General features: G+C 62.9%; 27 protein-coding genes. 11 read left to right on the top strand and 16 right to left on the bottom strand.

What is annotated here, in order from left to right:
- Positions 1–5 precede the first annotated feature (5 nt).
- Both D6Z43_RS07580 and D6Z43_RS07575 read right to left on the bottom strand, forming a co-directional pair.
- Complete coding sequence (locus D6Z43_RS07580) at positions 6–638, bottom strand: hypothetical protein (protein WP_120651359.1); 633 nt, start codon at positions 636–638, stop codon at positions 6–8.
- Between the two features lie 94 nt (positions 639–732).
- Positions 733–2,163: a mechanosensitive ion channel family protein gene (locus D6Z43_RS07575; RefSeq protein ID WP_120651358.1), complete on the bottom strand. Its 1,431-nt coding sequence runs from the start codon at positions 2,161–2,163 to the stop codon at positions 733–735.
- 335 nt (positions 2,164–2,498) lie between these two features.
- Between D6Z43_RS07575 and D6Z43_RS07570 the strand changes: the two genes are divergently transcribed.
- Complete coding sequence (locus tag D6Z43_RS07570) at positions 2,499–3,077, top strand: DUF4157 domain-containing protein (protein ID WP_120651357.1); 579 nt, start codon at positions 2,499–2,501, stop codon at positions 3,075–3,077.
- A 169-nt stretch (positions 3,078–3,246) separates the two neighbouring features.
- Here the strand turns inward: D6Z43_RS07570 and D6Z43_RS07565 are convergent, their stop codons facing one another.
- The 3 genes from D6Z43_RS07565 to D6Z43_RS07555 all read right to left on the bottom strand — a co-directional run bounded on the left by D6Z43_RS07565 (position 3,247) and on the right by D6Z43_RS07555 (position 5,442).
- On the bottom strand, positions 3,247–3,951 hold the full coding sequence (locus D6Z43_RS07565; protein WP_120651356.1) for a glutathione S-transferase N-terminal domain-containing protein: 705 nt from the start codon (positions 3,949–3,951) through the stop codon (positions 3,247–3,249).
- Positions 3,952–4,077: 126 nt separating this feature from the next.
- Positions 4,078–4,737 carry a glutathione S-transferase family protein gene (locus D6Z43_RS07560; protein WP_120651355.1) on the bottom strand — a complete coding sequence of 220 codons (660 nt, stop codon included), beginning with the start codon at positions 4,735–4,737 and terminating at the stop codon, positions 4,078–4,080.
- A gap of 363 nt (positions 4,738–5,100) precedes the next feature.
- Positions 5,101–5,442 carry an FKBP-type peptidyl-prolyl cis-trans isomerase gene (locus D6Z43_RS07555; RefSeq protein ID WP_120651354.1) on the bottom strand — a complete coding sequence of 114 codons (342 nt, stop codon included), beginning with the start codon at positions 5,440–5,442 and terminating at the stop codon, positions 5,101–5,103.
- Between the two features lie 293 nt (positions 5,443–5,735).
- On the opposite strand from D6Z43_RS07555, the gene D6Z43_RS07550 reads away from it, so the two are divergent.
- Positions 5,736–6,083 (top strand): DUF3509 domain-containing protein, encoded by a 348-nt coding sequence (locus D6Z43_RS07550; protein ID WP_120651353.1) that lies wholly within the window; start codon positions 5,736–5,738, stop codon positions 6,081–6,083.
- A 22-nt stretch (positions 6,084–6,105) separates the two neighbouring features.
- On the opposite strand, the gene D6Z43_RS07545 is transcribed toward D6Z43_RS07550, so the two are convergent.
- The 6 genes from D6Z43_RS07545 to D6Z43_RS07520 all read right to left on the bottom strand — a co-directional run bounded on the left by D6Z43_RS07545 (position 6,106) and on the right by D6Z43_RS07520 (position 14,289).
- On the bottom strand, positions 6,106–6,561 hold the full coding sequence (locus D6Z43_RS07545; RefSeq protein ID WP_120651352.1) for a hypothetical protein: 456 nt from the start codon (positions 6,559–6,561) through the stop codon (positions 6,106–6,108).
- 182 nt (positions 6,562–6,743) lie between these two features.
- Positions 6,744–6,935 carry a hypothetical protein gene (locus tag D6Z43_RS07540; RefSeq protein WP_120651351.1) on the bottom strand — a complete coding sequence of 64 codons (192 nt, stop codon included), beginning with the start codon at positions 6,933–6,935 and terminating at the stop codon, positions 6,744–6,746.
- Positions 6,936–7,143: 208 nt separating this feature from the next.
- A complete protein-coding gene (locus D6Z43_RS07535) occupies positions 7,144–8,538 on the bottom strand; it encodes an efflux transporter outer membrane subunit (protein ID WP_120651350.1) in 1,395 nt (464 codons plus the stop codon).
- Entirely contained in the window at positions 8,535–11,723 is a 3,189-nt protein-coding gene (locus tag D6Z43_RS07530) for an efflux RND transporter permease subunit (protein WP_120651349.1), read from the bottom strand. Before D6Z43_RS07530 ends, D6Z43_RS07535 begins: the two co-directional genes overlap by 4 nt.
- An 11-nt stretch (positions 11,724–11,734) precedes the next feature.
- On the bottom strand, positions 11,735–12,976 hold the full coding sequence (gene mexE / locus D6Z43_RS07525) for a multidrug efflux RND transporter periplasmic adaptor subunit MexE (RefSeq protein WP_120651348.1): 1,242 nt from the start codon (positions 12,974–12,976) through the stop codon (positions 11,735–11,737).
- A 395-nt stretch (positions 12,977–13,371) separates the two neighbouring features.
- Positions 13,372–14,289, bottom strand: a complete 918-nt coding sequence (locus D6Z43_RS07520) for a LysR substrate-binding domain-containing protein (protein ID WP_120651347.1) — start codon at positions 14,287–14,289, stop codon at positions 13,372–13,374.
- A 162-nt stretch (positions 14,290–14,451) separates the two neighbouring features.
- Between D6Z43_RS07520 and D6Z43_RS07515 the strand changes: the two genes are divergently transcribed.
- The 4 genes from D6Z43_RS07515 (at position 14,452) to D6Z43_RS07500 (ending at position 19,422) form a co-directional block, all read left to right on the top strand.
- Positions 14,452–15,474: a zinc-dependent alcohol dehydrogenase family protein gene (locus tag D6Z43_RS07515; protein WP_120651346.1), complete on the top strand. Its 1,023-nt coding sequence runs from the start codon at positions 14,452–14,454 to the stop codon at positions 15,472–15,474.
- 198 nt (positions 15,475–15,672) lie between these two features.
- Positions 15,673–16,602 (top strand): AraC family transcriptional regulator, encoded by a 930-nt coding sequence (locus D6Z43_RS07510; RefSeq protein WP_120651345.1) that lies wholly within the window; start codon positions 15,673–15,675, stop codon positions 16,600–16,602.
- 106 nt (positions 16,603–16,708) lie between these two features.
- Positions 16,709–17,167: a (2Fe-2S)-binding protein gene (locus D6Z43_RS07505; RefSeq protein WP_120651344.1), complete on the top strand. Its 459-nt coding sequence runs from the start codon at positions 16,709–16,711 to the stop codon at positions 17,165–17,167.
- Between the two features lie 11 nt (positions 17,168–17,178).
- Complete coding sequence (locus tag D6Z43_RS07500; protein WP_120651343.1) at positions 17,179–19,422, top strand: xanthine dehydrogenase family protein molybdopterin-binding subunit; 2,244 nt, start codon at positions 17,179–17,181, stop codon at positions 19,420–19,422.
- Position 19,423: 1 nt separating this feature from the next.
- Here D6Z43_RS07500 and ptrC read toward each other — a convergent pair whose 3' ends face one another.
- Both ptrC and D6Z43_RS07490 read right to left on the bottom strand, forming a co-directional pair.
- Positions 19,424–19,618 (bottom strand): type III secretion system co-regulatory protein PtrC, encoded by a 195-nt coding sequence (gene ptrC, locus D6Z43_RS07495; protein ID WP_120651342.1) that lies wholly within the window; start codon positions 19,616–19,618, stop codon positions 19,424–19,426.
- A gap of 238 nt (positions 19,619–19,856) precedes the next feature.
- The gene (locus D6Z43_RS07490; protein WP_120651341.1) at positions 19,857–20,768 is read right to left on the bottom strand and encodes a LysR family transcriptional regulator; all 912 of its coding nucleotides are present in this window, start codon (positions 20,766–20,768) and stop codon (positions 19,857–19,859) included.
- 127 nt (positions 20,769–20,895) lie between these two features.
- Here D6Z43_RS07490 and D6Z43_RS07485 point away from each other — a divergent pair, with 127 nt between their 5' ends.
- A complete protein-coding gene (locus D6Z43_RS07485) occupies positions 20,896–21,639 on the top strand; it encodes an SDR family oxidoreductase (protein WP_120651340.1) in 744 nt (247 codons plus the stop codon).
- A 50-nt stretch (positions 21,640–21,689) separates the two neighbouring features.
- Here D6Z43_RS07485 and D6Z43_RS07480 read toward each other — a convergent pair whose 3' ends face one another.
- Positions 21,690–21,920: a DUF2789 domain-containing protein gene (locus D6Z43_RS07480; protein ID WP_120651339.1), complete on the bottom strand. Its 231-nt coding sequence runs from the start codon at positions 21,918–21,920 to the stop codon at positions 21,690–21,692.
- Here D6Z43_RS07480 and D6Z43_RS27825 point away from each other — a divergent pair.
- Both D6Z43_RS27825 and D6Z43_RS07470 read left to right on the top strand, forming a co-directional pair.
- Positions 21,913–22,422 (top strand): hypothetical protein, encoded by a 510-nt coding sequence (locus tag D6Z43_RS27825; protein WP_153922107.1) that lies wholly within the window; start codon positions 21,913–21,915, stop codon positions 22,420–22,422. The genes D6Z43_RS07480 and D6Z43_RS27825 overlap by 8 nt on opposite strands.
- 83 nt (positions 22,423–22,505) lie before the next feature.
- The gene (locus tag D6Z43_RS07470; protein WP_120651337.1) at positions 22,506–22,796 is read left to right on the top strand and encodes a hypothetical protein; all 291 of its coding nucleotides are present in this window, start codon (positions 22,506–22,508) and stop codon (positions 22,794–22,796) included.
- A 178-nt stretch (positions 22,797–22,974) separates the two neighbouring features.
- Here D6Z43_RS07470 and D6Z43_RS07465 read toward each other — a convergent pair whose 3' ends face one another.
- The gene (locus D6Z43_RS07465) at positions 22,975–23,490 is read right to left on the bottom strand and encodes a hypothetical protein (RefSeq protein ID WP_120651336.1); all 516 of its coding nucleotides are present in this window, start codon (positions 23,488–23,490) and stop codon (positions 22,975–22,977) included.
- Between the two features lie 443 nt (positions 23,491–23,933).
- Here D6Z43_RS07465 and D6Z43_RS07460 point away from each other — a divergent pair, with 443 nt between their 5' ends.
- Together D6Z43_RS07460 and D6Z43_RS07455 are read left to right on the top strand one after the other, a co-directional pair.
- Positions 23,934–24,593: a YceH family protein gene (locus D6Z43_RS07460; protein WP_120651335.1), complete on the top strand. Its 660-nt coding sequence runs from the start codon at positions 23,934–23,936 to the stop codon at positions 24,591–24,593.
- Between the two features lie 104 nt (positions 24,594–24,697).
- The gene (locus tag D6Z43_RS07455; protein WP_120651334.1) at positions 24,698–25,828 is read left to right on the top strand and encodes a M14-type cytosolic carboxypeptidase; all 1,131 of its coding nucleotides are present in this window, start codon (positions 24,698–24,700) and stop codon (positions 25,826–25,828) included.
- A 173-nt stretch (positions 25,829–26,001) separates the two neighbouring features.
- Here the strand turns inward: D6Z43_RS07455 and epsC are convergent, their stop codons facing one another.
- Positions 26,002–26,943 (bottom strand): serine O-acetyltransferase EpsC, encoded by a 942-nt coding sequence (gene epsC / locus D6Z43_RS07450; protein WP_120651333.1) that lies wholly within the window; start codon positions 26,941–26,943, stop codon positions 26,002–26,004.
- Positions 26,944–26,959 lie beyond the last annotated feature (16 nt).

Below are 26,959 nucleotides of genomic sequence, written 5' to 3'. Positions count from 1 at the left end.
CGGAGTCAGAACTTGTCAGGGAATTGCTTGACCAGCGCAGCGGCCAAGGTATCGGCCAGTACCTGCATGTGCTGGCGCATGGCTGTCCAGGTCCTGGCCTCACCTGCGAAGTCCCCTGTGCTCAGCTCGTCGATTTGCGCCACATGGTGTCCGCCATGGGCGCTGAGCATGTTGATCAGGGCGTCTTCAGGCAGGTTCGGGTTGGCACTGGAGAGGAACTTGGCGATGCCTTTGGCATTGCGGGTGAGGTCGGTGACCGCGGCTTTCTTGCCCGCATCATCCTTGGCCACGGCCGCATCGCTGTAGTGCTTCACGGCACTCCAGTGGCCGGCCAGCAGTTCCAGCAACTGATCCGCGGCTGGCTGGCCGTAGAGCGGGGCGATGCTGTTGGCGATTGCCTTGGCGTTGTCCACCACCTGCGTGGCGGCTGCGTCGGCCTGCTTGCGCTGGCCGTCCTGATTGGCGACGACGTAGTTCCTGACCCAGAAGATGTGTTCCACCCACAGGTCGCGTAGCGCCAGTCGGGTTGTCAGTGCGGCATTGTCAGCGCCGGAGGCAGCCGTTTGTTGCGCGGCCAGGCTCCAGGTGGGTTGGACGAGTGCTACAAGCAGCAGTAAAGCCAGTGTCCTGAGTTTCATGACGGGCCCCTCGTGTTACGGATTGTCCTGCAAAATCAATTAAAGCATAAAAAAATGTCATTATTGATTTTGAGGTATTCGCTGATCGGAACCCTCAGTGCTTCTTCTGTAGCCAGTTGAGGAAACCGGTCTTTTTCACGGCCTGGGGTTTCTGCATTAACAGGTTGCGGCTGGCCTGTTCGCGGAAGGTGCGCAGATGGATGAGGGCGGCGCGGACTTCCACACGCGTATCCAGGAATTTGCTCATGGCATCACGCTCGATGCGGTAAAGCACGCAAGCAGTGAGGGCGGTGAACTGTGCCTGGGACGGTGCGTTGCAGCCGATGCCTTCCTCGCCGATGATTTCCCCCGGCCCCATGCGGCCAGCTTCTATCAGCTTCCCGGTGCTGTCCGGCACTGCGGCGGAGACCACGCCCGTACCGACGATCAGCAGCCCTTCGGCCACTTCGCCTACCGCCATTACCACCTGGCCGGCAGAAAACGCGAGCGGCGCCATGGCTTCGCTGAGTTCGTCCTTCTCTCCATGGCTGAGCGCGCGGAAGATCTTCACCTCTTCCAGCAGCAAGCGTGGCCGCGAGGAGGGCTGCGGTGCATCTTCTCCGGTGAAGGTAATGCCGGCCGCTTCCAGATGCCTGTGCGCCAGGTCGTACATCAGGTTACGCACCTCGGTCTTGTTCTCTCCGGTGCGGATGAAGCCACTGATTTCGTACTCCATGGACTCCAAGTCCGAGCCCTTGATCGCGACCTTGGGCTTGGGGTTGGTCAGCAGCGCACTGATGCTCTGGACCGCCCTTTCCAGGGCCTCCAGTACACGGCGTGGACGCACCTGGGTAGACACCTGAACGGTGATCGACACGCTGGTCAGCTCATAGGGTCGGCTGAAGTTGTGCACCTTGGTCTTGGCCGCCACCGAGTTTGGAACCACGACGGTGCTGCCTTTGTTGGTCAGCAGGTGGGTGGCGCGCCAGTCGATTTCCACCACCTTGCCTTCGGTGCCGTCGATGGAAATCCAGTCATCCAGTTGGTAGGGCTTGGTGGTGTTGAGGACGATGCCGGAGAACACATCGCTCAACGTGCTCTGCAAGGCCAGGCCGATCACGATCGCCATGACCCCGGAGGTGGCCAGCAGGCCCTTCACCGGCAGCTGCATCACATAGGCCGCGGCGGCTACCACCGCCACCAGGAATATCACCGCGCCCAGCACGTCCTGGAGCAGTCGGCCGGCATGGCCGATGCGCGGCATCAGAAGGCCCAGTACCACGGTGGCGGTGCGGGCACCAAACAGCCACCAGCCGATTTCCATCGCGGTGGCCACCAGGTTGAGCGTTGGATCCGACCACGTCGGCGGCTGCAGGGGGCTCATGCCGGCATCGATGATCACGGCGCTGAACAGCACGAACAGCAGCAACCGGCAGACCACCCGCCAGGTCTGCTGTTCGGCGGGAATGATGCGCCAGGTCGAAAGGTCGATCAGGATCAGCAGGGCGCCGAAGGCCAGGGGGTGGCTTTGAATGAAAGCGAGCATGAATTCCGTTCCGCGAGAGGGCCTGCATCACGTTAGCAGACCGCCGTGTCGACCGGTGAGCCCCTCCATCACTGGTCGTCAAAATGCATGCGGTGGCACTCAGGGCCCGCCTTCAGCGAAGGGGTTACGGCCCTCGGAAACGGAGACCAGCGGGTCGTTCGTGGGATAGCTCCACTCCTTCGGCAGCCCCTCCGAATCGGATTGCCACGCCTGTTGTGAGCTGCTTCCTCCTGCTGGCGCTCAGGGTCAATCGTCGGATGCCGTCTCACGACCGCTGACGGTGCGCTTGGTCGCTCGCCGTGGTCAAAGCCCAATGGAACAGTCCCGGAGGACGCATGACCAGGATCGCCTTGAGCCTCGCATTGTTCGCCACTTGCAGTCTCGACGTGACGGCTGCGGCCTGCCCGCCGGAGCAATACGAAGTCTGCGTGACGGATTGCGTCTGCCTGCCCGACGTACGCGGAGTGCTCGGGCCGCTACCGGGCGAGGTGAGTCGGGTGGCGTCCGGCGCCTTGCAGCAATGGTTGGTGCAGGCCAGGGCCGATGCCCTGGCCAGCGGGGTCGAGCCGATGCCCCCAGCCATCCGCGAAAAGCTGACGCCTTACTTCGACGCCGCGCTGCTGGAGGGCGCGCGCTATCGCATCGGCGACAGCAGTGAATTGGGCGCGGCCAGTGCGATGCTGCATGACCCGGATATCAAGGCAGTGACCCTTGTAGACGTCATCCTCTTTCGCGATCGCGAAGGAGCGCTGGACGATGTGGCGCTCTGGGCCCACGAACTGGTGCATGCGCAGCAGTACCGGGAGTGGGGCGTGGAAGGTTTTGCCAGCCGCTATGCCGAGGACGCCGACAGCGTGGAGCAACCGGCCTACGAGATGCAGTTCCGGGTGGCGAAGGCATTGCGGGGGAAGTGAGTTGACCGGGGCCGGATGCAGGGGCAGGCATTCTTGGTTACTTCTTTTTGGTTCGGCATCCCGACGTTTGAAAGAAGTGACTCGCCGGGGAGGGCAAAACCAGAAACATCCGCAGAACTCGGCAAGCAGCCTGGCCCAGGACGTTCTAGCAGCCCCCGGCAGACAGCATTCAATCCCGCTGCGGAATCCCCAGCCCGCGTACGACTGCCGGGCGTGCCAGGAAGGCTTCCAGCACCCGCTTCACGTTGGCGAAGCGCTCGAACCCGACGAGCTCACCCGCCTCGTAGAAACCCACCAGGTTGCGAATCCAGGGGAAGGTGGCGATGTCGGCGATGCTGAACTGCTCGCCCATGATCCAGTCCCGACCTTCCAGGCGCTGGTCGAGCACCGCCAGCAGGCGTGCCGACTCCTGCACATAGCGGTCAAGGGGGCGTTTGTCCTCGTAGTCCTTGCCGGCGAATTTGTTGAAGAAGCCGATCTGGCCGAACATCGGGCCAATCCCGCCCATCTGGAACATCAGCCACTGGATGCATTCGTAACGGCCGGCCGCGTCCTGCGGGATCAACCGGCCGGTCTTGTCGGCCAGGTAGATGAGGATCGCGCCGGACTCGAACAGGGGCAGTGGACGGCCGTCTGGTCCATTGGGGTCGATGATGGCGGGGATCTTGTTGTTCGGGTTGAGGGAGAGGAACTCCGGCGACATCTGGTCATTGCGTTCAAAGCTGACCAGGTGCGGTTCGTAAGGCAGACCCGTTTCCTCCAGCATGATGGAGACTTTGACGCCATTGGGCGTCGGCAGGGAATAGAGCTGCAGGACGTCCGGCCGGGTCGCGGGCCATTTGCGGTTGATGGGGAAAGCCGAAAGATCACTCATGAGGTGGACTCCCTGTTCGAAATAAACGGATGGGAAACCTTACTCGCCTGCTGCCGGGTAGCGAAAGGCCGAAAGCAGGCAGGAGCGGGCTCCGCTCGCGAACTTCACGGCGTCCAACCTTGAGCTTCAGTCGCGATCCGGCGCTCCCAGCGGGAACAGTGGCCGATACGGGCGCGCCTCATCTACTGCACGGGCGATCGAAGGATGCGCAAGCAAGCGTTGCCTATAGTTGCGCAGGTTGCTGAAGGTCGCATCGATCGGGTGTACCCAGTCGGCGTAGAACAGCGAGGGCGCAGCCGCGCAGTCCGCCAGGCTGAAGGCGTCGCCGGCAGCCCAGGTTCGCCTCGCGAGCTTCCCCTCGAGCCAGGCGTAGCTGCGCTCCAGCAGAGCCTTGGCGTCCGCCACCCCACAGGCATCGCGCTGGCCCTCCGAGCGCAGGCTATCGAGCACCGGCTTCTGCATGGGTGTCATCACGTACAGGTCGAAGAAGCGATCCAGCATCCGCACCTCCAACGCCATTTCCGGCTGCTCGGGGATCAGCTTCACCGGCCCGGCATGATGCTGCTGGAGGTATTCGATGATGATGCTCGACTCCATCACCGGCCGCTCGCCGTCCAGCAGCAGCGGAAACCGCTGCAACGGCCAGAGGCGCTGGAACTGCTCGGCGGTCGCCGGATCGTCCGGCGACAGCAGGCGCATCTGGAACGCTGTGTCGTTCTCGTAGAGCGCGATCAGGACCTTCTGGCAGTACGACGAGAAGGGATGCGCGAACAGTTGCAGGGACATGGGCGACTCCTGGGATAGGTGTGGATTCGCTGACTGGTCGATTGGCGTAAGGCGAGATCGACATCGGGCTGACGCTCGAAGGCTCACGCCTGCAATACCTGGTCGACACCATAGCCGAGCCGGTGGTGTGCGATGACATCAACACGCGCTTGCCCCCCGGCCAGCTGACAGCCAGCTGACAGATTCGCCCGGTATCCTGCCGCTGCCAGGTGACACGATTGCCGGGCGTTTCAACTCCCATACCCTGCGGTGCCGGCGGCGGCCCAGGCCACAAGCCTGTGGCTGGCCGCCTTGTCGTCACTCGATCAGTGGGGTCGATCTGTATTCGCGAGCAAGCTCGCTCCTACAGGTTTGGGCGTGTGCTCAATCGTCGCGGGTCAGGACTTCCAGCAACTCGATTTCGAAGCACAGATTGGAGTTCGGCTTGATGTGGGCACCGACCTGGCGCTCACCATAGGCCAGGTGCGCGGGGACGAAGAGCTTGCGCTTGCCGCCGACCTTCATGCCCATCAGGCCGATGTCCCAGCCCTTGATAACGCGACCGGTGCCGATCACGCACTGGAAGGGTTTGCCACGGCTGTAGGAGGAATCGAACTCGGTGTCGTCTTCCAGGGTGCCGCGGTACTGGGTCGTGATCAGGGCGCCCTTGACCACTTCCTTGCCGTCGCCCAGCTGGATATCGGTTATCTGCAGTTCGTCACTCATGGGAATGTGCTCCTTGGTTCGTCGACCGGGCCCGGCCATTTGCGCGCAGCCTTTTCGCAGGATAGGGCGCACTGGTCAAGCCCAGTGGCCAGGTGACAGGAAGCCGGTTTCATCGGAACTTCGTGCAACTTGCACGGGGATTGGACTAGGGACCGTGCAAGTCACCCGGAAGCGACACAGTGCGTTCGCGCCATATGCCTGATTAGCAAGGAAATTGGTGGAAACGGCGAACGGGCATGCCGAGTGCAAGAAACAGGGTCCGAACGACCCATGGTCCGACAGGAGTGTTCCGCATGAAGCTGCCATTCACTGCCTTCTATGACGCTTTCCCGCAGCATCAGGTCGACGTGAAGCCGCGACCCGACGGGTCGCTGCTGCTCACGCTGATCAGCCAGGATGGTGCGACCTTCTGCAAAGCCATCGACAACGAAGCCTTCTATAGCGACGAGCGTGTTCGTCAGGTGATCCGGGAAGTGCAGAGGGACATGAAACTGGAGGCGGGTGAGGTTCACTGGCGTGACAAGGGGATCGATTGGGTATCGCGCGAGCTGCCCACCTACCAGGGCGGCCCCATTCACATGACGGCGGCCAAGACACTAGTGGCGCGGCGCAAGCTGGCATCTGGCCAGCCGCCCCGTTGATCCCCTGCGGTCTGAAGTCCGCTCAACGCGACCAGTTTCCGTGGGCGTGCAGAGCAGCGTCGGCGTCCATTTCCAGTAGCTCGGTACGGGTATCGAGCAGGTGCGCCAGCAAGCTGGCCACGGCTTGGCGCTGAGCCGTCGAGCAATGCTGGAGCAAAGCGTTTTCCGCGCCGCCGTAGCCGAGATGGAAGACCATTTGCCAGCCATACCAGTCTATTTCCGGCGACGGCTCGGCCAACGCGAAGCGCGCCAGAGTTGGGAAGTAGTAGGCGATGCCTTCGGGCGAGCAGAAACAGATAGGGTCCCAACCGGCATTGCCAACATCCGCGTGTTGCAGTGTTTCGCGGTCACGACTGCACAGCAGCGCGTCGTGCTCTGCACATTCGCAGCAATGCTGGAAATTGGTGAAGTGCTCCGGGCGCCGGCAGTCGCCGAAGGCGGTATCTATGGCAGCGAGGATCTGGGCGTCGGTTGGCATGGAGGGCTTCGTCGGCTGTCGGCATGACGCTAGCCGGCGATTGTCGCCGAGGCAAGTGCGTCGCCTGCAGCGATCACGCCCGAGGTGATGGGGGCGGGACAAACCGCCAGACCTCGACTGAGGGCCGGCGGGTTATCGCTGTGGGCGGGATGGGGCAGGTAATCCCGCCCCGTCCCTGTGGCTTAGCCACGTTTTGCTTTTTCTGCGAGTTCCTTCTGGGCGACGGCTTCGTTTGCCTCGCGTTGCTGCTTCTCGATCTGCGCCAGGCGCTTTTCATAGCGCGAGATGGTGCGGTCGCCACCGCCGGATGCCATGGCGGAACCCGCGGAAAGGGCGACGGCCAGAAGGGTTGCGGAAGTGATGAGCTTTTTCATGGAATCTCTCCTATCGAGATCAAGGGTTGGGGTATCCAGAGCTTTCTCCGAATTCGGTACTGCCATCCTTGACGCGGTCAGCAGGCTTCCTGGGAGCCGGCTTTTCCCGGACGCCCACGGAGAGCTGAATAAAAGTCCCCGCGGCGAGGAGCTCGGACCCGCGGGGTAAAGCTGCCGGCCGGGGCAGGCCGGACAAGGGAGGAAATGATCACGCCTGAGGTTGCCAGCCGCCGCCAAGGGCCTTGTAGATGGCGACGATGCCGCGATAGACCTCGACTTCGGCCAGGGCCTGGGCGTCTTCGGCAGCCAGGCGCTCGCGTTCGGCGTCCAGCAGCACGAGGAAGTCCACGGTACCTTCGCGATAGCGGGTCGCGGCCTGTTCGGCGGCGGCGCGGGTGGCTTCCGACTGGCGCACCAGCGACACCAGTCGTTCCTGGCGTTTGCCGTAGTCGCTGAAAGCGTTTTCCGACTCTTCCAGGGCCAGCAGCACTTGTTGCTCGTAGTTGGCCAGTGCACCGTCGGCGTCGGCCTCGGCGCCACGCAGTCGGGCGCGAACACTGCCAAGGTCGAAGGCTGCCCAGGAAATGGTCGGTGCCACCGCCCAGGCTCGTGCGGCGGAGGAGCCGATCTGCGAGCCGCGTCCGGCCGTGAAGCCGAGGAAGCCCGACAGACTCACGCGCGGGAACAGGTCAGCCGTGGCCACGCCAACACCGGCGGTGGCGGCGGCCAGTTGCCGCTCCGCTGAACGCACGTCCGGACGACGACGCAGCAGCTCGGCCGGATCGCCGATGGGCAGTGCCTTGGCAATCACCGGCAGGGGCTTGGGAGACAGGTCCACGGACAATTGTTCCGGACGCTGGCCGAGCAGTGTGGCGATGCGGTTGCGGGCACGCGCTTCTTCGGCCTGCAGTTGCGGCAGGCTGGCTTCGGTGGCGGCCAGACGACCGTCAGCGCGCAGCACATCCAGTTCGCTGCCGACGCCCGCGTCGCGCAGTTGTTCGGTCAGGCCGCGGGACTCCTGCTGGTTCTCCAGGTTTTCGCGTGCAATCCGCTCCCTGAGCTGTGCGCCACGCAGGTTGCCGTAGGCGTCTACCAACTCGGCGATCAGGCTCACCTGCAACTGTTGCAGGTCGGCCTGGGCGGCGTCGGTTTCCGCTTCGCTGGCCTCGATCTGCCGTTGGATGCGACCGAACAGGTCCAGCTCCCAGGCCATGTTCAGACCCAGGTCGTAGCGTTCGGCGTTGACCCGCTCTTCTGTTACGCCAGGCTGCTGGCCTTTGCCAATTTCGGCACTGGCTCCGGCGGTGACCACAGGCAACTGGTCGTTGCCGACGTCATCGCGGATGGCGCGGGCGGCCTTGAGGCGGGCGAAGGCGATGCGCAGTTCGCGGTTTTCCTTCAGCGACTCTTGCACCAACTGGTTCAGGGTCGGGTCTTCGAACTGCTGCCACCAGAGGCTCTCGAAGCGGGTGCGATCAACCTTCACACCTTCGGAAGAGGCGAGCCGCGCGGGCTCGCTCTCCGGGGCCTTGTAGTCCGGGCCTACGGCACAGGCGGCAAGCGCCAGGGCCAGCAGAGCGGGGGCAAAAGCCTTGTGAATCATGTGTGTGCTTCCTTCAGTTGCTGGGCGCGGGCGCCCTTGCGCGCTTCGCGCTTCTCGACGAATCCGCGGATCAGGACATAGAACACCGGGGTCAGCAGCAGGCCGAAGAAGGTCACGCCGATCATCCCGCTGAACACTGCAACGCCCATGGCATGGCGCATTTCGGCGCCGGCACCGGAGGACAGCACCAGCGGCACCACGCCCATGATGAAAGCGATGGAGGTCATCAGGATCGGGCGCAGACGCAGGCGGCAGGCTTCCAGGACGGCGGCGACGCGATCCAGACCTTCTTCCTGTTTCTCCTTGGCGAACTCGACGATGAGGATGGCGTTCTTGCATGCCAGGCCCACCAGGACGATCAAGCCGATCTGGGTGAAGATGTTGTTGTCGCTACCGGCCAGGATCACCCCGGTAATGGCGGAGAACAGTACGGTCGGCACGATCAGGATCACCGCCAGCGGCAGGCTCCAGCTCTCGTACTGGGCGGCCAGTACCAGGAAGGCCAGGAGCACGCAGAGGGGGAAGATGAACACCGCGGTATTACCGGCGAGGATCTGCTGGTAGGTCAGGTCGGTCCACTCAAAGGTCATGCCGTTGGGCAGCTCTTCCTTCAGCAGTTTCTCGATCGCTGCCTCGGCCTGGCCGGAACTGTAGCCGGGGGCTGCAGCGCCGTTTATCTCGGCGGTGATGAAGCCGTTGTAGTGCATCACGCGATCAGGGCCCGAGCTGTTCTCCACCTTGACGAAGGTGGACAGCGGAATCATCTCGCCACGGTTGTTGCGTACCTTCAGCTGGCCAATCTGCTCGGGCTCCAGGCGGAATTGCTGTTCTGCCTGGACATTGACCTGGTAGGTGCGGCCAAAGCGGTTGAAGTCGTTGGCGTACAGCGAACCCAGGTACACCTGCATGGTGTCGAAGATGTCGCTGATGGCCACGCCGTGGGTCTTGGCCTTCTCGCGGTCGATGGCGGCATCCACCTGGGGCACGTTGACCTGATAGCTGGTGAACACCGACATGGGGTTCAGCTCAGGCAACTGGCGGGCCTTGGCGATGATGTTCTGGGTTTGCTTGTACAGCTCCTCGTAGCCCAGGTTGCCGCGATCCTCGACCTGCAGGCGGAAGCCGCCGATGGTGCCGAGACCCTGTACCGGGGGCGGCGGGAAGATCGCGATGTAGGCGTCCTGGATATCCGCGAACTGCTTGTTCAGCTCGGCCGCGATGGCGCCAGCGGACATGGACGGGTCCTTGCGCTCATCGAAGGGCTTGAGCGGGGTGAACACGATGCCGCTGTTCGGGCTGTTGGTGAAACCGTTGATGGACAGACCCGGGAAGGCCACGGTGTTTTCGACGCCCGGATGCTTGGAGGCGATCTCGGACATGCGCTTGATCACAGCCTCGGTACGGTCGAGGGTGGCGGCGTCCGGCAGTTGAGCGAAGGCCACCAGGTACTGCTTGTCCTGTTGCGGCACGAAGCCGGTCGGGGTGCTGGAGAAGCCCAGGTAGCCGAGCACCAGCAGGCCGCCATAGACCAGCATGGCAATGCTGCTGCCACGCAGGACGCGGCGTACGGTACGGACGTAACCGCCTCCGGCGCGTTCGAACATGCGGTTGAACGGGCCGAACAGCCAGCCACCGAACATCTTGTCGAGTACGCGGGAGAAGCGGTCTTTCGGCGCGTGGTGATCCTTCAGCAGCACGGCGGCCAGGGCCGGCGACAGCGTCAGCGAGTTGAAGGCCGAGATCACCGTGGAAATGGCGATGGTCAGCGCGAACTGCTGGTAGAACTGCCCGGTGAGGCCGGAGATGAAGGCGGTGGGCACGAACACGGCGCACAGCACGAGGGCGGTAGCGATGATCGGGCCGGTCACTTCCTTCATGGCTTGGCGGGTCGCATCGATCGGCGACTTGCCGAGTCCGATGTTCCGCTCCACGTTTTCCACGACGACGATCGCATCGTCCACCACGATGCCGATGGCCAGCACCAGGCCGAACAGCGACAGGGCGTTGAGCGAGAAGCCGAACAGGTGCATCACCGCGAAGGTGCCGATCAACGACACCGGCACGGCGGCCAGCGGGATGATCGAGGCGCGCCAGGTCTGCAGGAACAGGATCACCACCAGCACCACCAGCACGATGGCTTCGAGCAGGGTGTGGACCACGGCCTCGATGGAACCGCGCACGAAGATCGTCGGGTCATAGACGATTTCGTAGTCCATGCCCTGGGGGAAGTTCTGCTTCAGCTCGGCCATGCGTGCCCGGACTGCATCGGAGATTTCGATGGCGTTGGAACCGGGACGCTGGAATACCGGGATGGCCACGGCCGGCTGGTTGTTCAGCAGAGAGCGCAGGGCGTACTGGCTCGAGCCCAACTCGACACGAGCGATGTCTTTCAGGCGAGTGATCTCGCCGTCCTCGCCGGCGCGGATGATGATGTTCTCGAACTCCTCCTCGGTAACCAGGCGGCCCTGAGTGTTGATCGAGAGCTGGAAGCTGTTGCCGGCGTTGGACGGCGGCGCACCGAGGGCGCCGGCTGCCACCTGACGGTTCTGTTCGCGGATGGCATTGACCACATCAGTGGCAGTCAGGTTGCGCGAGGCGACCTTGTTGGGGTCCAGCCACACGCGCAGGGAATAGTCGCCCATGCCGAACAATTGCACGTCCCCTACGCCGTCCAGGCGCGCCAGCTCGTCCTTGACGTTGAGCGCGGCATAGTTGGACAGGTAGAGCATGTCGTAGCGGTTATCCGGCGAGGTCAGGTGCACGACCATGGTCAGGTCGGGCGAGGCCTTGTCGACCGTGATGCCGATACGGGTGACTTCCTCCGGCAGCTTGGGTTCGGTTCGGGTCACGCGGTTCTGCACCTGCACCTGCGCGTTGTCCAGGTCGGTACCCAGGGCGAAGGTGATGGTCAGGGTCAGCTTGCCGTCGTTGGTGGCCTGGGAGGACATGTAGAGCATGCCTTCCACACCGACGATGGCCTGTTCCAGCGGCGAGGCGACAGTTTCACCAATCACCTTGGGGTTGGCGCCGGGGAAGTTGGCGCGCACGACCACTGTCGGCGGTACCACTTCCGGGTATTCGCTGATGGGCAGCTGGAACAGCGAGATGGCACCGCCGATCAGGATCAGCAGCGACAGCACGGCGGCGAAGATCGGCCGCAGGATGAAGAACTGGGAGAAATTCATGACGTGCTACCTCAGCCGCGCGGGCCGACGGAAGTTTTGGCGCTCTGCTCAGCCACCCGTGGGGCGTTGCTGCTGTCGACCGATTGGCGCAGGCGTGCCAGTTGCGCGAGGGTGGATTCGTCAGCCATGGGGACTGACTGCGGTTCCACCGGGGCGCCAGGCATGGCGCGTTGCAGACCGTTGACGACGATGGTCTCGCCCTTGGCCAGGCCACTGCGAACGATGCGCAGGCCTTCCAGCTTCGGCCCCAGTTCGATGGAGCGGTAGTTCACCTTGTTGTCGTCACCGAGCACCAGGACGAACTTCTTGCCCAGGTCGGTACCGATGGCTTCGTCCTTGATCAGCGCGGCGGGGTAGGTCTCGCTGCCAACCAGCTTGATGCGGGCGTAGAGGCCAGGGGTGAAGCGGCCGTCCTTGTTGTCGAACACGGCGCGGCCACGGATGGTGCCGGTGCGCGGATTGACCTGGTTGTCGAGGAAGTCCAGCTGGCCCAGGTGCGGGTTGCCGGTTTCGCTGGACAGGCCCATGTAGACGGGGCTGGCGGCGCGGGTGTCGGAGCCGGTCTTGCGGGCCAGTTCCACGTACTTGAGGAAGGCGCGCTCGTCGGCGTCGAAATAGGCGTAGACCTTGTCAGTGGAGACCACCGAGGTCAGCAGCGATTGGCTGGCGTTGACCAGATTGCCTTCGGTGATTTCGGCACGGCTGACGCGACCGTCGATGGGCGCGGTCACGCGGGTGAAGCTGAGGTTGAGCTTGGCGTTGTCCAGTTCGGCCTGGGTGGCGGCGACCGCGGCCTGGGCTTCGGTGGCAGCGCTGGCGCGAGCGTCGGCCAGTTCGGCGGAGATGGCATTGCTCTGGCGCAGGCGCTCACCGCGGCGGGCTTCGTTGGCGGCACGGTTCTGGTTGGCGCGGGCTTGCTGCAGCTGGGCTTCCAGGCGCTTGACCTCGGCCTCGAAGGGGCGTGGGTCGATCTGGAACAGCAGGTCGCCTTTCTTCACCAGGCTGCCTTCATCGAAAGCTACGCGGTCGATGTAGCCGGAGACGCGCGGGCGAATTTCCACGGACTCCGGAGCTTCCAGGCGGCCGGTGAATTCGTCCCATTCGTTGAGGGGCTGTTCGATCACTTCGGCGACGCTGACTTTGGGGGCCGCTTGGTTGAGCGTGGCTTCCGGTGCCTTGCCGCAGGCTACCAGTACCACCGCCGCCGCGAGGGTAAGAGGGTAACGCCAGAGATTCTTCTGTATTGCTTCCATGGGACAGCTCCGCCAATTGGTTTTATGAATGGGCGGAGTCTGATTGCGGCGTTTCGACCAGACGAATCGAACGCCCTGAAGATGACTATTACTGGAAGTGATTGATCAGGGCGGGGTTATGGATTCGGGAACTGTAGGGGCGATTTCAATCGCCGAGGGATGCGCAGCGTCCCCTGAGAGTCTGATGGGCAGGCCTTCGTGAAATGGCGATGTCTGCGTTGCGTGTTGCTGGCAGTTGCATTGCCCGTAGGAGCTGGCTTGCCTGCGAATGGCCGCGCTTCGCTGGCAAGCCAGCTCCTACAAGGCTATTGGCCAGTTTGAAAAACTCTCGCAACAACTAACGCAGACATGGCGAATGAATTCGCCCCTACAAAATGAGGGGCTTCGCGAGGCCGTTATTCCAGGCTGTCCGGGTCCCCGCAATACATTTGTATGCGTGAACGCAGCCAGCGCTCGGCGGGGTCGTTGTCCTGGGCGCCGCGCCAGGCCATGGACAGCTCGAAGGACTGGACCGGCAGAGGTGGGTCTTCGGCGCGCAGGCCCCCGGCGGCGGTCAGGGCTGCGGCCGTATAGTCCGGGACCATGGCTACCAGGTCGGTACCAGCGAGCAGGGTGCCCAGGCCGTTGAATTGGGGTACAGCGAGGACCACCTTGCGGGTTTTCCCTACCTTGGCCAGTTCTTCGTCGACGAAGCCACCCAAGTCGCCGGCGAAGGACACCAGGGCATGCGGACGGTCGGCGTAGTCGTCCAGGCTCAGTGCGCCGGGGACCGAGTCGGCGCGAAGGAGTTTGGGTTTGGAGCGACGCAGGGTCTTGCGCTTGGCGTTGGCCGGCAGCTCCTCGGTGTAGGCGACGCCCACGGATATCTCGCCGGAAGCCAGCAGGTTGGGCATCAATAGATAGTTGGTGCGTCGCACCACCAGCACCACACCGGGCGCTTCGGCGCGCAGGCGGCGAAGCAGGGCGGGGAGCAGGGCGAACTCCACGTCGTCTGACAGGCCGATCCGGAATACCGCATTACTGGTGGCGGGGTCGAAGTCGGCGGCGCGGCTGACGGCGGTAGAGATGGAGTCCAGGGCCGGGGAGAGCAGGGCGAAGATCTCCATGGCCCGGGCCGACGGCTCCATGCTGCGGCCGGTACGGACGAACAGCGGGTCGTCGAACAAGGTCCGCAGTCGGGCCAGCGCAGCACTGATAGCCGGCTGCCCGAGGAACAATTTTTCTGCCGCACGCGTTACGCTGCGCTCATGCATGAGCGTCTCGAACACGATAAGAAGGTTGAGGTCAACTCTTCGCAGGTCGTTCCGGTTCATGGAATCATCCGTAATTAATGTGTGAAAGGTGCAGTTCCAATGACCGGTCGTCAAGGCTCACATCATCGCCGTTTATGACAACTATCAATGGCTGCAGGTGGTTTTGTAGATAAAGCCCGGATAGAGTCCGTGGCTATGAAGAGTCAACAGGCGAGGTATGTGATGTCCCGCATGATCCGTTTTCACCAGTTTGGAGGCCCAGAAGTCCTTCAACTGGACGAGATGCCCACCCCCATTCCGGGGCCGGGTGAAGTACTGGTTCGTGCCCAGGCCCTGGGTGTGGGCTGGCGGGACGTGCTCTGGCGGCAGAACCTGGCTGCCGAGCAACCTGCCCAGCTACCTTCCGGCCTTGGCTCCGAAATGGCCGGCATTGTGGAGGCCGTTGGCGAAGGCGTTGACGACCTGACCCCCGGTACGCCAGTTGCCAGCTTCCCGGCCAGCACGCCGAGCCATCATCCGGCCTGGGGCGATCTGGTGCTGATGCCACGCAATGGGCTGGTGGCCTATCCCGACGCGCTGACGCCCGAGGAAGCCGCCATCCACTACACGCCGCTGCTGATGGCCTATTTCGCCCTGGTAGATCTGGGCGGCCTGAAGCCGGGCCAGCATGTACTGGTCACCGAGGCAGGGCATTGCCTGGCGCCGCAGACGGTGCAGCTGGCCAAGGCGTTGGGTGCCAAGGTGATCGCATCGACCAGCTACCCGGAAAGCCGTGCCTTTATCAAAGGACTGGGTGCCGACAAGATCATCGTCACCGAAGAGCAGGACCTGGTCCTGGAGGTCGAGCGCTTCACCCAGGGCAAAGGTGTCGAAGTGGTCCTGGACCAGTGCGCCGGCCAGCAGATGAAGCTTCTGGGCGACGTCGCCGCGCAGCGCGGCAAGCTGGTCGTTTATGGCTGCAACGGCGGTAACGACACAGCGTTCCCGGCTTGCGCCGCGTTCAAGAAACATCTGCAGTTCTATCGTCATTGCGTACTCGACTTCACCGGTTCGCCGGAGCTGGGCATCGAGACCAATGAGGCTTCGGTCAAGCGGGCGCTGGACCATATCAACCAGATGACCCGTGATCATCTGCTGAAGCCTCCGATTGATCGCGTCTTCGCGTTCGAGGACTTCGTCGAGGCCAACCGTCACATGGAAACCTGCCCGGCAGGTGGGCGTGTGGTGATGAAGGTTGCCGACTGAGGAAGGCGGGGCGGGCCCTAGGGTCCGCCCCGAATCTGTCTTGTTGTGGAATGTTGGGCAGTGTGCCGCGCGAGGCGGCCGGATCGATAGCCGATTTCTGCTGGATTATTGCCTGATTCTCTTGAACCGCTTCCAGGTACGAGACTACCCATGCATCTCATGGGTAGAGTTGGCCCATCTTCATCGAGGGTCGAAACCATGAATGCACATGCGCTCCTTGCCGCGCAGGAATCGGATACGGCTGCGCGCCAGCAGAAGGAGCTGGTGCACTTCATTGAACGATTCGCCAGGCAAGACGGCGTCTATGAAACGGATGTTCCGGGCTTGCTGGTATATCGCACCTCCCTTCCCAGCGAGCCGCTGCACTGTCTTTACGAACCCGCCCTGGGCCTGGTGGTGCAGGGGCGCAAGAAAGTGCTGCTGGGCGAGGAAACCTATTACTACGGGCCCTCGCAGTTCCTCATCGTATCGGTCGACGTCCCGGTGATCGGCCAGGTGCTCGAAGCCAGCCCGGAAGTCCCTTTCCTCAGTCTGCGCCTTTCCCTGGACCCCAAGGAAATCAGCGCGCTGCTGATGGAGCTCGATATCCCTGCCCAGGAGCCGCGTCCTTGTCCGCGCTGCCTGGCGGTCAATGGCCTGACGGCGTCCCTGCAGGATGCCGTGCTGCGTCTGTTGCGCCTGCTGGACGCACCTGAAGATATTCCCGTGCTATTGCCGATGATTCGCCGGGAGATTCTCTACCGCCTGCTGCGCGGCGAACTGGGCGGGCAGTTGCGCCAGATTGCCAGCAGTGGCACCCAGGGCCATCGCATCGGCCGCGCCGTGAACTGGTTGCGGCAGAACTTCCACCAGCCGCTGCAGATCGAACGCCTGGCCAATGAGGTGAACATGAGCACCTCGGCCCTGCATCACCACTTCAAAGCGATGACGGCCATGAGCCCGCTGCAGTTCCAGAAGCAGCTGCGCTTGCAGGAGGCCCGCCGGCTGATGCTGGTGGAAGCCCTGGATGCCGCCAGCGCAGGTGGCCGCGTGGGTTATGAGAGCCCATCGCAATTCAGTCGTGAATACAGCCGGCTGTTCGGCGCGCCGCCGCTGCGCGATATCGCGCGCTTGCGCCAGTCGGCGTGAATTCGCCCCGATCGGGGCGCCTGAACCATCATTGTCTTGTTCCCGAATGCCGGTTCGGCATTGCCGGCCGGTTCCCTGAACCATCCAGTCCGAGGTGGTACGCCTGATGATTACCCTGAACCTTAATGGCAAGGACGTTGAGCTCGACGTGCCTGCAGATATGCCGCTGTTGTGGGCCTTGCGCGATGTCGCCAACCTCACCGGAACCAAGTACGGCTGCGGCATGGCCCTGTGCGGTGCCTGCACCGTACACATCGACGGCCAGGCGACCCGCTCCTGCATCACCCCGGTCTCGATGGTGGTGGGTAAGAAGGTCACCACGGTCGAAGCGGTGGCTGAAGACCCGGTGGGCAAAGCCGTGCAGACCGCATGGCGCAATCTCGACGTGGTGCAGTGCGGTTACTGCCAGTCCGGGCAGATCATGTCCGCCACGGCTCTGTTGCGCGTCAATCCCAAACCCAGCGACGCCGATATCGATGCAGCGATGAGCGGCAACATTTGCCGCTGCGCCACCTACGTGCGCATTCGCGCCGCCATCCATGAAGCGGCCGGCACCCTGGCCTGAGGAGAGTCGACATGGGCACGTTCGAAACCGAAACCCGAGCCGCCAGCGGCATCCTCAATGTCAGCCGGCGGACCTTCCTCAAGGGCAGCGGCGGCCTGGCGCTGGGCATCGCCTTTGCCCCCTTGCTGAAAGGCGGTGACGCCCTGGCTGCAAGCGCCGAACCTTTCATGCCCAATGCCTTCGTGCGTATTGCCGGTGATGGCAGAGTGACCGTTCTGGCCAAGCACGTCGAAATGGGGCAGGGCAGCTACACCGGTCTTGCCACCTTGCTGGCAGAAGAACTGGATGCCGACTGGAACCAGGTACAGGTCGAGGGCGCACCGGCCAACGCTGCGCTCTATAACAACCTGGCCTTCGGGCCGATGCAGGGAACAGGCGGCAGTTCAGCCATCGCCAATTCCTATGAGCAAATGCGCAAGGCCGGTGCCATCGCACGCGCCATGCTGGTATCGGCCGCCGCCGAGCAGTGGAAAGTGCCAGTGGCGGAGATCACCGTGAGCAAAGGCGTGGTCAGCCATGCTGCCTCTGGGAAGAAGGCCGGTTTCGGTGAGTTGGCCGACGCGGCGGCGCGTCAGGCTGTGCCGGCGGAGGTGTCACTCAAGTCGCCCCAGGACTTCACGCTGATTGGCAAGGAACGGCTCTCCCGCAAGGACAGCGCCGACAAGACCGACGGCAGTGCCACCTTTACCCAGGACTTCAAGTTGCCCGGCATGCTGGTCGCTGTGGTTGCCTATCCGCCGCGCTTCGGCGGCGTTCCCAAGACGGTGGATGCAAGCAAGGCCAAGGCTGTGCCCGGCGTCGTCGAGGTGGTGGAGTTCAAGGATGCTCCCCACGGCCGATCCGGCGTAGCGGTTCTGGCGAAGAACACCTGGGCGGCGCGCCAGGGCCGCGATGCGCTCGTCGTGGAGTGGGATGAAAGCAAGGCGTTCAAGCTTGGCAGTGAGGAAATCTTCTCCCGCTACCGCGAGGCCGCCGGCAAGGAGGGCCGAATCGCCGGCAAACAGGGGGATATCGCCGCGGCCCTGGCACAGCCAGCCAAGCTGATCGAGGCCGACTACGAGTTTCCCTATCTGGCCCATGCCGCCATGGAGCCGATGAACTGCCTGGTGAAGATATCCGCGGGACAATGCGATGTCTGGAACGGCGAGCAATTCCAGACGGTGGATCAGTTGGCCATCGCCAAGTACCTGGGCATCCCGGTGGAGAAGGTCAGCCTGACCCAGCTCTACGCGGGTGGCAGTTTCGGTCGTCGTGCAAACCCGCAGTCGGACTACCTCCTGGAGGCGGTGGCCATCGCCAAGGCGGCCCGGGCCAAAGGCCAGGACGTACCGGTGAAACTGGTCTGGACCCGCGAAGATGACACCCATGCAGGCTTCTTCCGTCCGGCTTATCTGCACCGGGCGCGCCTGGCGCTGGATGGCGAGGGCCGGTTGCAGGGCTGGCACCAGCGAGTGGTGGGGCAGTCCATCCTCAAGGGCACGGCCTTCGAGGGGGCGATGGTGAAGGAAGGCATTGATCACACCTCGGTGGAGGGCGCGTCCAACCTGGCCTACGCGGTGCCCAACCTCCAGGTGGAGCTGCACACGCCGGATGACATCGGCGTGCCGGTGCAGTGGTGGCGCTCCGTGGGTCACACCCACACGGCCTACGCGGTGGAAACCCTGATCGATCAGGCGGCCACGACCGCCGGCAAGGACCCTTACGCGTACCGCCAAGGGTTGCTCGGCAAGAAGCCACGCCATCTCGGCGCACTTGAGCTGGCAGCGCAGAAAGCGGAGTGGGACAAACCACTGAAGCCGGGTGCAGAGGGCGAGAAGCGCGGACGTGGAATCGCCGTGCACGAATCCTTCGGCTCCTTCGTTGCCCAGGTGGCGGAAGTGACCGTGAAGGCCGATGGCAGCTACAGGGTGGATCGAGTGGTCTGCGCGGTGGATTGCGGGGTGGCGGTGAATCCAGACGTGATCCGGGCGCAGATGGAAGGTGGCATAGGCTACGGCCTGGCTGCCGCACTGCACGGCGCAATCACCTTGAAGGACGGGGTGGTGGAACAGTCCAACTTCCACGACTTCCAGGTACTGCGGATCAACGAGATGCCAGTGGTGGAGGTGCACATCATGCCATCGGCACAAGCGCCTAGCGGGGTTGGGGAGCCAGGCGTACCGCCGATTGCGCCGGCGGTGGCCAATGCGCTGTACGCGGCGGTGGGCCAGCGGATCTACAAGCTGCCGCTGCCGAAGCAGGTGCAGCAGGCCTGATTCAGGCGGCCTGGGCGGCGCAGATCAGTTCGCGCAGGGCCTTGCGCTCGGCAACCGGAGTGGGGGCCTTGCGCACGGCCAGGCTGCCGTCTTCCAGGCCGACTACCACTTCGGTTTCGAAGTGCAGGCGGAGTTCATCGAGGGTCACGTGGGTGACCTGATACAGGTTGTCGCTGATGCGCGGGTCGGCGGACATGGCGTTGGTCTCGTTCCGGTTGGCCGCAAGGCCGATGGAGTGATAGTGCCGCCGAGGTGTCCAGTGCGGAATTGATTGGGCGTGATGGTGAACATCACTTCTGTCGATGGCATGACCGGATCTCGAGCGCCTGGCTAGCTGCCGAACTTGTAGGAGCGAGCTTGCTCGCGAACAGTCCACACACTGTCTTTCGCGAGCAAGCTTGCTCCTGCAAAGGCTCACGCATTCGCAAGGCTGCCTACCGCTGCGGCACGAGCGTGGGATCGGACAGATGCTCCACCAGCAGGTCGTGGACGAGTCGAACCCGCGGTGATACCGGGCCTTGTTGCGGGCGGTAGATGAACATCTCCCAGGGCGGTGGCGCCTGCTCCTGGAGCACCACTTTCAAGTGGCCGGCGCGGATGTGCGGGTCGACCAGGTAACTGGGTAGCTGGCCGAAGCCGAATCCGGCCAGCACGGCTTCCAGTTCGTTCTCTGGGTCGTCGGTACAGAAAGCGGCACTGGCCGGCTGGATCTGCCTCCCCTCGGCAAACATCCAGGGCCAGACGCGTCCGGTGTTGTTGTCGATCAGCGCGGTGGTGGGCGTGTGGTGCAGCTCGTCCACCGTCCCAGGTGCGCCGTGGCGCTGCAACAGTTCCGGAGCCCCGACCACCAGTAGCGGAATCTGCGCTACGGCCCGGGCAATGTAGCGGCGGTCGCGGATGAAGCCGATGCGCACGCCGAGGTCGATCTGTTGTTCGACCGAGTCCGTGAGCTGGTCGGACAAGCGCATATCGAAATGGATGCGCGGATGCTCACGGGCGATCTTCGCCAGTACCGGGAGCAGGAAACGCCGACCTACCGAGCGTGGCGCGGCGATACCCACGCGCCCGGCCATTTCTTCTTCGCGTTTGCCGCCATGTTGCTGGAACAGCTGGTCCAGTCCGGCAAGGGCTTCACGGGCCTGGCTGACAAGCCGTTCGCCAAAGGCGGTGATCTGCACATGGCGGGTGCTGCGGTGGAACAGCGGCTCGCCGAACTGGTCTTCCAGGTCCTTGATGGCGCGAGTCACGGTCTGCGGCGAAGCACCCAGGCGGGTGGCAGCTTCGCGGAAGCTGGGCGATTCGGCGGCTACGCAGAGAATGCGCAGAAGTTCGATGCGATTGAACATGGTGTGTGTTCCGTTTTTTGGAATTTCAAAATCCTAACTATTCCATTCCGTGGCGGTAAGAGCTTTCCGATACTGGCGTCCAGTTACCGGATTCATCCTGATTCCGGGCTTCTCTGGAGTGCCCTCAATGAGCAACAACATTTCTTCCAAGGTCGTGGTCATCACTGGCGCCAGCAGCGGTCTGGGCGAATCCACCGCCCGTCACCTGGCATCCAAGGGTGCCAAGGTGGTGCTCGGTGCGCGTCGGGTCGAGCGCCTGCAAAGCCTGGTCGCCGAGATCGAAGCCAACGGCGGCGAAGCCCTGGCAATCGCCACCGACGTGACTTCGGCCGAGCAGGTGGCCGCACTGATCGAAGGTGCGGTACAGCGTTTCGGTCGCGTAGACGTGCTGGTGAACAACGCGGGACTGATGGCCATCGCACCCATGGATGAGGTCAAGGTGGACGAGTGGTCGCGCATGTTCGATATCAACGTCATGGGCGTACTCCACGGGATTGCTGCGGCGCTTCCTCTGTTCCGCAAGCAGGGCGGCGGTCACTTCATCAACGTCGCTTCGGTGGCCGGCATCAAGGTGTTCAGTCCGGGCGGCACCGTCTACAGCGCCACCAAGTTCGCGGTACGCGCTATCAGTGAAGGTCTGCGCCATGAAGTCGATGGTTCTATCCGTACGACGGTGATCTCTCCCGGGGCCGTGGATTCCGAGCTGAAGCACGGCAGCTCCCACCAGGAAAGCACCCAGGCTGTCGGCGAGTTCTACAAGATGGCCATTCCGGCCGATTCCGTGGCACGGGCGATCGCCTACGCCATTGAGCAACCGGCCGACGTGGACATCAACGAGGTGGTGCTGCGTCCCGCGGTTCAGGATTTCTGATCCCAGCCAGCAAAAAAGGCGGCCCAAGTGGCCGCCTTTCTTTGTTTCGTCTATTTGCTCAAGAGTACCGCCAGTTCGTCGGCTTCCTCGGCCCAGTCGGAGTCATCCAGCAGGGCGTCGCGCAGGAAGCTGGACTGGGACTGGCTCCAGAATGGCGCGTCAGGCAGGGCCTGTCCCACCGCCAGACGATGCCCGGCGACAAAGCTGTCTATCTCGGACTTTCCGGAGGGCAGGCCGAGTTGATCGAAGAGGGCGCTGAGGGAGTGATGGCTGGTGTCCATTTACGTGCCTCCGGTGGGGCGTTCGACGGAAAACAAGATTTCCATCGACTATAGACCCTGTGCCGGCCAGGGCCGTCGGATGGCAGCATGTCGGCTATGGCTTGCGCTGCCGACAGTCTTGTCTAGCCTCACAAAAAGCGCGGCTATCGAGCCGCGGGCCACCTGCATGGGGGGCGGAATGGGCATCCAGAGCGAGCAAAAACATTCATTCCGGGACCCGGTGGAGGCTACGCTGCTGGTCGCCCCTGTCTGGTCACCCGTCCTGTTCATTTTCCTTGCCCAGTTTCTCCATGAGTTCTTCCAGATCCACTGGCTGTTCAATTCCAGCTTGAGCACGTTCGGTATGTTTCTGGTGCCGGCCATTTCCGCTCTTCCACTGATCCACGATTCACCCCGTCGGCTGTCCTTCAAGCTGTTGCTTGCGGGCGGCTACTACCTGGTCGGGCTGGCGGCAACTTTCCTGATGTCCTGGGGAATGCTGCTTTATACCGGCTATACCTGATCCAGTTGCGGAACCCGGCGCGGGGCCATGGATCAAAGGTCCCGGGTCCGCATATGGCGGATCGACCCAACACGGAGCTCTCCATGTCCCCATTGAAGAAACTCGCACTCGTCGGTCTCGTGGCCCTGCCGCTGGCTGGTTGCCTGAAAGAAGAGCCCATCGACCAGGCTGTGCTGTGTACCTACAGTACCGATGCCGAGGCCAAGCTGTGCAAATCCGGCCAGATGTCCTGGTTCAAGGCGGGCAAAGCCGTCAACCAGTCCCTGCCGCTGAGCGTGGCGGCGGCCTACTGCGACTTCAATTACCAGGTGATGTACAACGAGGCCGGGGTGATCTGCGTGTTCACCGACAAACGACTGAGCCTGGTGAAGTAAGGGGAAGGGGTGACTGTGCGGCTGGAAGGGTGAGTCCCATCCCGCGAAGCGCTATGCCACGTAACCTGAAGTGATCTTTTCCGATCTCCCGAAATGAAAGAAGGCGCCACAAGTGGCGCCTTCTGCCTTTCGAGAAACTGCATACATCGTAATTGCCTGCCTCTTGATTGCTCCGGGATCAGCTGATGCGGTTGGCACCAGTGCGGTCGGCACCACCTTCGGCTACGCGGAAGGCATTGGTACGGTCGGAGCCACCTTCAGCAACGCGCAGGGACTGGGAGCGCTCGGAGCCGTTTTCGGCGACATCGAAGGCTTTGGTGCGGTCGGAACCACCTTCGGCAACACGCAGGGACTGGGAACGCTCGGAGCCGTTTTCGGCGACATCGAAGGCTTTGGTGCGGTCGGAACCACCTTCGGCAACACGCAGGGACTGGGAACGCTCGGAGCCGTTTTCGGCAACATCGAAGGCTTTGGTGCGGTCGGAGCCACCTTCGGCAACGCGCAGGGATTGCGAACGCTCGGAGCCGTTTTCGGCAATGCGGTTGGTACCGGTACGGTCGGCGCCACCTTCAGCTACGCGATGGATCGAGGTGCGATCTGAACCACTTTCAGTAACGGTGACGCCTTTCGGCAGGGCAAAGGCAGTGGCAGACAGGCTGGCGATGAACAGGCTGGCAAGGATTTGCTTTTTCATTTTCGGGCACCTCGTGGAGGGTTGGAATTTGTCTACGGGGCCCATGTTACTGATGTGATTTCGATGAAGAAGTGATCCTGTGTAATGGTTACCATCGACGTTAATGATAGTTGTGGAGATATCATTAAAAACAATGGCTTAAGAGATTTTTCAGGGAGTGGTTGCGCAAAGTGGAAAGGCTTTTTCCTGAAATTGGTATAATCGAATTATGCGATTGGATATGGCTGCGGCACCCTTCAAACATCACCACTGAAGTATCAGTCTCCACTCATTCCAACCCGGTTAGCTATCTGTGATGGCTATTCCAGAGCGGCTGCGTCAGTTGTCGAACACTTCTGCTGCCTGCCCTGAAAACACTGATTGGAAGGCGGCAGGGAGGAATGCTTTTCTCGCCAGCCGGCGGGGACTAGGCTAGTGGCACTTTTCAGCAAACGGATAGTGCTATGTCCACCGAGATCCATGCCCAATTTGCCGACGCGCCACTCAATGCAATCGAGGCTCGGTTGCTCGGGAGCCTGATTGAAAAACAGGCCACAACACCCGAGTCCTACCCGTTGACCCTTAACGCCCTGGTGCTGGCCTGCAACCAGAAGACCAGCCGCGAGCCGGTAATGAATGTCACGCCCGGGCAGGCTGGGCAGTCGCTGCGCAACCTCGAGGCGCTGAACCTGGTGAAGCTGGTGATGGGCAGCCGTGCAGACCGTTGGGAGCAGCGAGCTGACAAGGCGCTGGAAGTGGTGCAGCCGCAGTTGATCCTTATCGGCCTGCTACTCCTGCGCGGCCCGCAGACCCTCGGTGAGCTGCTGACCCGTAGCAATCGCCTGACCGACTTCGACGATACCGAGGACGTCCGGCACCAGCTCGAACGCCTGATCGCCCGCGGGCTGGCGGTATTGATGCCGCGCCAGGGCGGCCAGCGGGAAGATCGCTACATGCACCTGATGGGCGAACCGGCCGATCTGGAGGCGCTGCTGGAGGCTCGTGCCAGCCAGCCGGAGCGGGGCGAGTCACGCGCCGCCGCTGATGCGCGGATCGAAGAGTTGGAAGCTCGGGTCGCCGACCTGGAAGCACGCCTGGCTCGTCTGGAAGATCGCGGCGAGTGACCCTGCGGGGCGCCGGCTGTCCGTCGATGTCGCCCCGACGATTTCCCCGCACGATTCGACCTGCGATGCTGTCGCAACCGTGAAACACCGCCCCTGAGGTATCCATGAAGATCAGCTCGGACTTCGACAGCGGCAATATCGAAGTAATTGACGCCAGCAACCCGCAACAGGTGCTGCTGGCCATGCGTCCGGACCTGAAGAGCCACCACTTCCAGTGGTTCCACTTCAAAGTCGACGGCCTGACCCCCGGCCAGCGCCACAGCTTCAGCCTTACCAATGCCGGCCAGTCCGCCTACAGTCATGCCTGGACCGGCTACAACGCCGCCGCCTCCTATGATCAGGTTCACTGGTTCCGTGTCCCCAGCAACTTCGACGACAAGGGCCTGCACTTCGCTCTGGAGCCCACCCACGAGCAGATCTGGTTCGCCTACTTCGAACCGTACAGCCGCGCGCGCCACGAATGGTTGATCAGTGAAGCCCTGGACAAGGCGGGCGCTGAGATCGTGGCAATTGGCAAGAGCATCGAAGGCCGCGAGATTCCGCTGCTTCGGGTCAGCCGCAACCCCAATGCCCAGCGCAAGGTCTGGATCATTGCCCAGCAACACCCTGGCGAGCACATGGCCGAGTGGTACATGGAAGGCGTGATCGAGCGTCTGTCGAAGCAGGGCGATTCCGAACTGGACGCGCTGCTGGCCAAGGCCGACCTCTATCTGGTGCCGAACATGAACCCGGACGGAGCCTTCCGTGGCCACCTGCGCACCAATGCCGCCGGCAAGGACCTCAACCGCGCCTGGCAGTCGGCCAACGACACGGAAACGCCCGAGGTGTTCTTCGTCCAGCAAGAGATGCGCAAGGTGGGTGTGGACCTTTTCCTCGACATCCATGGTGACGAGGAAATTCCCCATGTGTTCACCGCCGGCTGTGAGGGCAACCCCGGATACACGCCGCGCCTGGAAGCCCTGGAATCCGAGTTCCGCCAGCGTCTAGTCGACATGGGCGCAGAGTTCCAGACGACGTTCGGCTATCCCCGCGACGAACCCGGCCAGGCCAATACCACGCTGGCCTGCAATGCGGTGGGCATGGCTTTCGATTGCCTGTCCTTCACCATCGAAATGCCGTTCAAGGACCACGACGACAATCCGCACCCGCGTACGGCCTGGAACGGTGATCGTTCCAAGCGATTGGGCAAGGATGTGCTGTCGGTGATCGCCGCGATGGTCGACAAGCTGCGCTGAGACGACCGCGCAATGAAAACCGGCCCCTGATGGGGCCGGTTTTGTTTATTGCATGGGCTGGCCGGATAGGGTTTGCAGAGGGGGGCTCTGTCGAGCGCCTGTCAGGCCAATGTGGGAGCGATTTCAATCGCGAATGAGTTCGCTCCCACAATAATTGGCTGCCACAAACGGCCTTACACCCCCGACTCGTTCTGCAGGTTCGCCTGGGTGATGTTGCTGTGCTCCGGCACGCTGCGGGTCAGCCAGACGTTACCGCCGATGGTGGAGCCCTTGCCGATGGTGATACGGCCGAGGATGGTGGCGCCGGCATAGATCACTACGTCGTCTTCGACGATCGGGTGGCGCGGCTGGCCCTTCTGCAGGTTGCCTTCCTCGTCTGCGGGAAAGCGTTTGGCGCCCAGGGTCACGGCCTGATAGATGCGCACCCGCTCACCGATGATTGCCGTCTCGCCGATGACCACGCCGGTGCCATGATCGATGAAGAAGCTCTTGCCGATCTGGGCGCCGGGGTGGATGTCGATGCCCGTGGCCGAGTGGGCGATCTCGGCGATCATCCGCGCCAGCAGCGGCAGGCCGGCCGTGTAGAAGTAGTGGGCGAGGCGATGGTGGATGACTGCATGCACACCCGGATAGCAGATCAGTACCTCATCCACGCTGCGGGCTGCCGGGTCGCCCTGGTAGGCGGCCAGCACGTCGGTGTCCAGCAGTATCCGCAGCTTGGGCAGGGTGGCGGCGAACCCTTTGACGATCTCGATCGCCTGGCAGGCGATATCGTCGCCGCTGACGCCGTTCTGGCGCGCGGCATAGGACAGTTCACGGCGCACTTCGCCGGCCAGCGCGTTGAGCACCACGTCCAGGGTATGGCCGACGTAGAAGTCCTCGCTTTCCTCGCGCAGATCAGCCGGGCCGAGGCGCATGGGGAAGAGGGCGCCGGACAGGGCTTCAATGATCTGCCCGACGGTAACGCGCGACGGCAGTTCACGACCGCCACGGTCCTGCAGGCGGCCATGTTGGGCGCGCCATTGGGCACGGGCGTCGCGCAGGTCGTTGACGATCTGGTCGAGTTGCCAGTTCACCGGCTGGCAGCCGGTGGCGACATAGGGAAGTCTGTTCATTGAGGTACCTGTAAGG

The sequence above is a fragment of the Pseudomonas sp. DY-1 genome (assembly GCF_003626975.1).
In the GTDB taxonomy this organism is placed as follows: domain Bacteria; phylum Pseudomonadota; class Gammaproteobacteria; order Pseudomonadales; family Pseudomonadaceae; genus Metapseudomonas.
The sequence above is the reverse complement of the archived record's forward strand: the minus strand, read 5'-3'. Positions and strand labels throughout refer to the sequence as shown.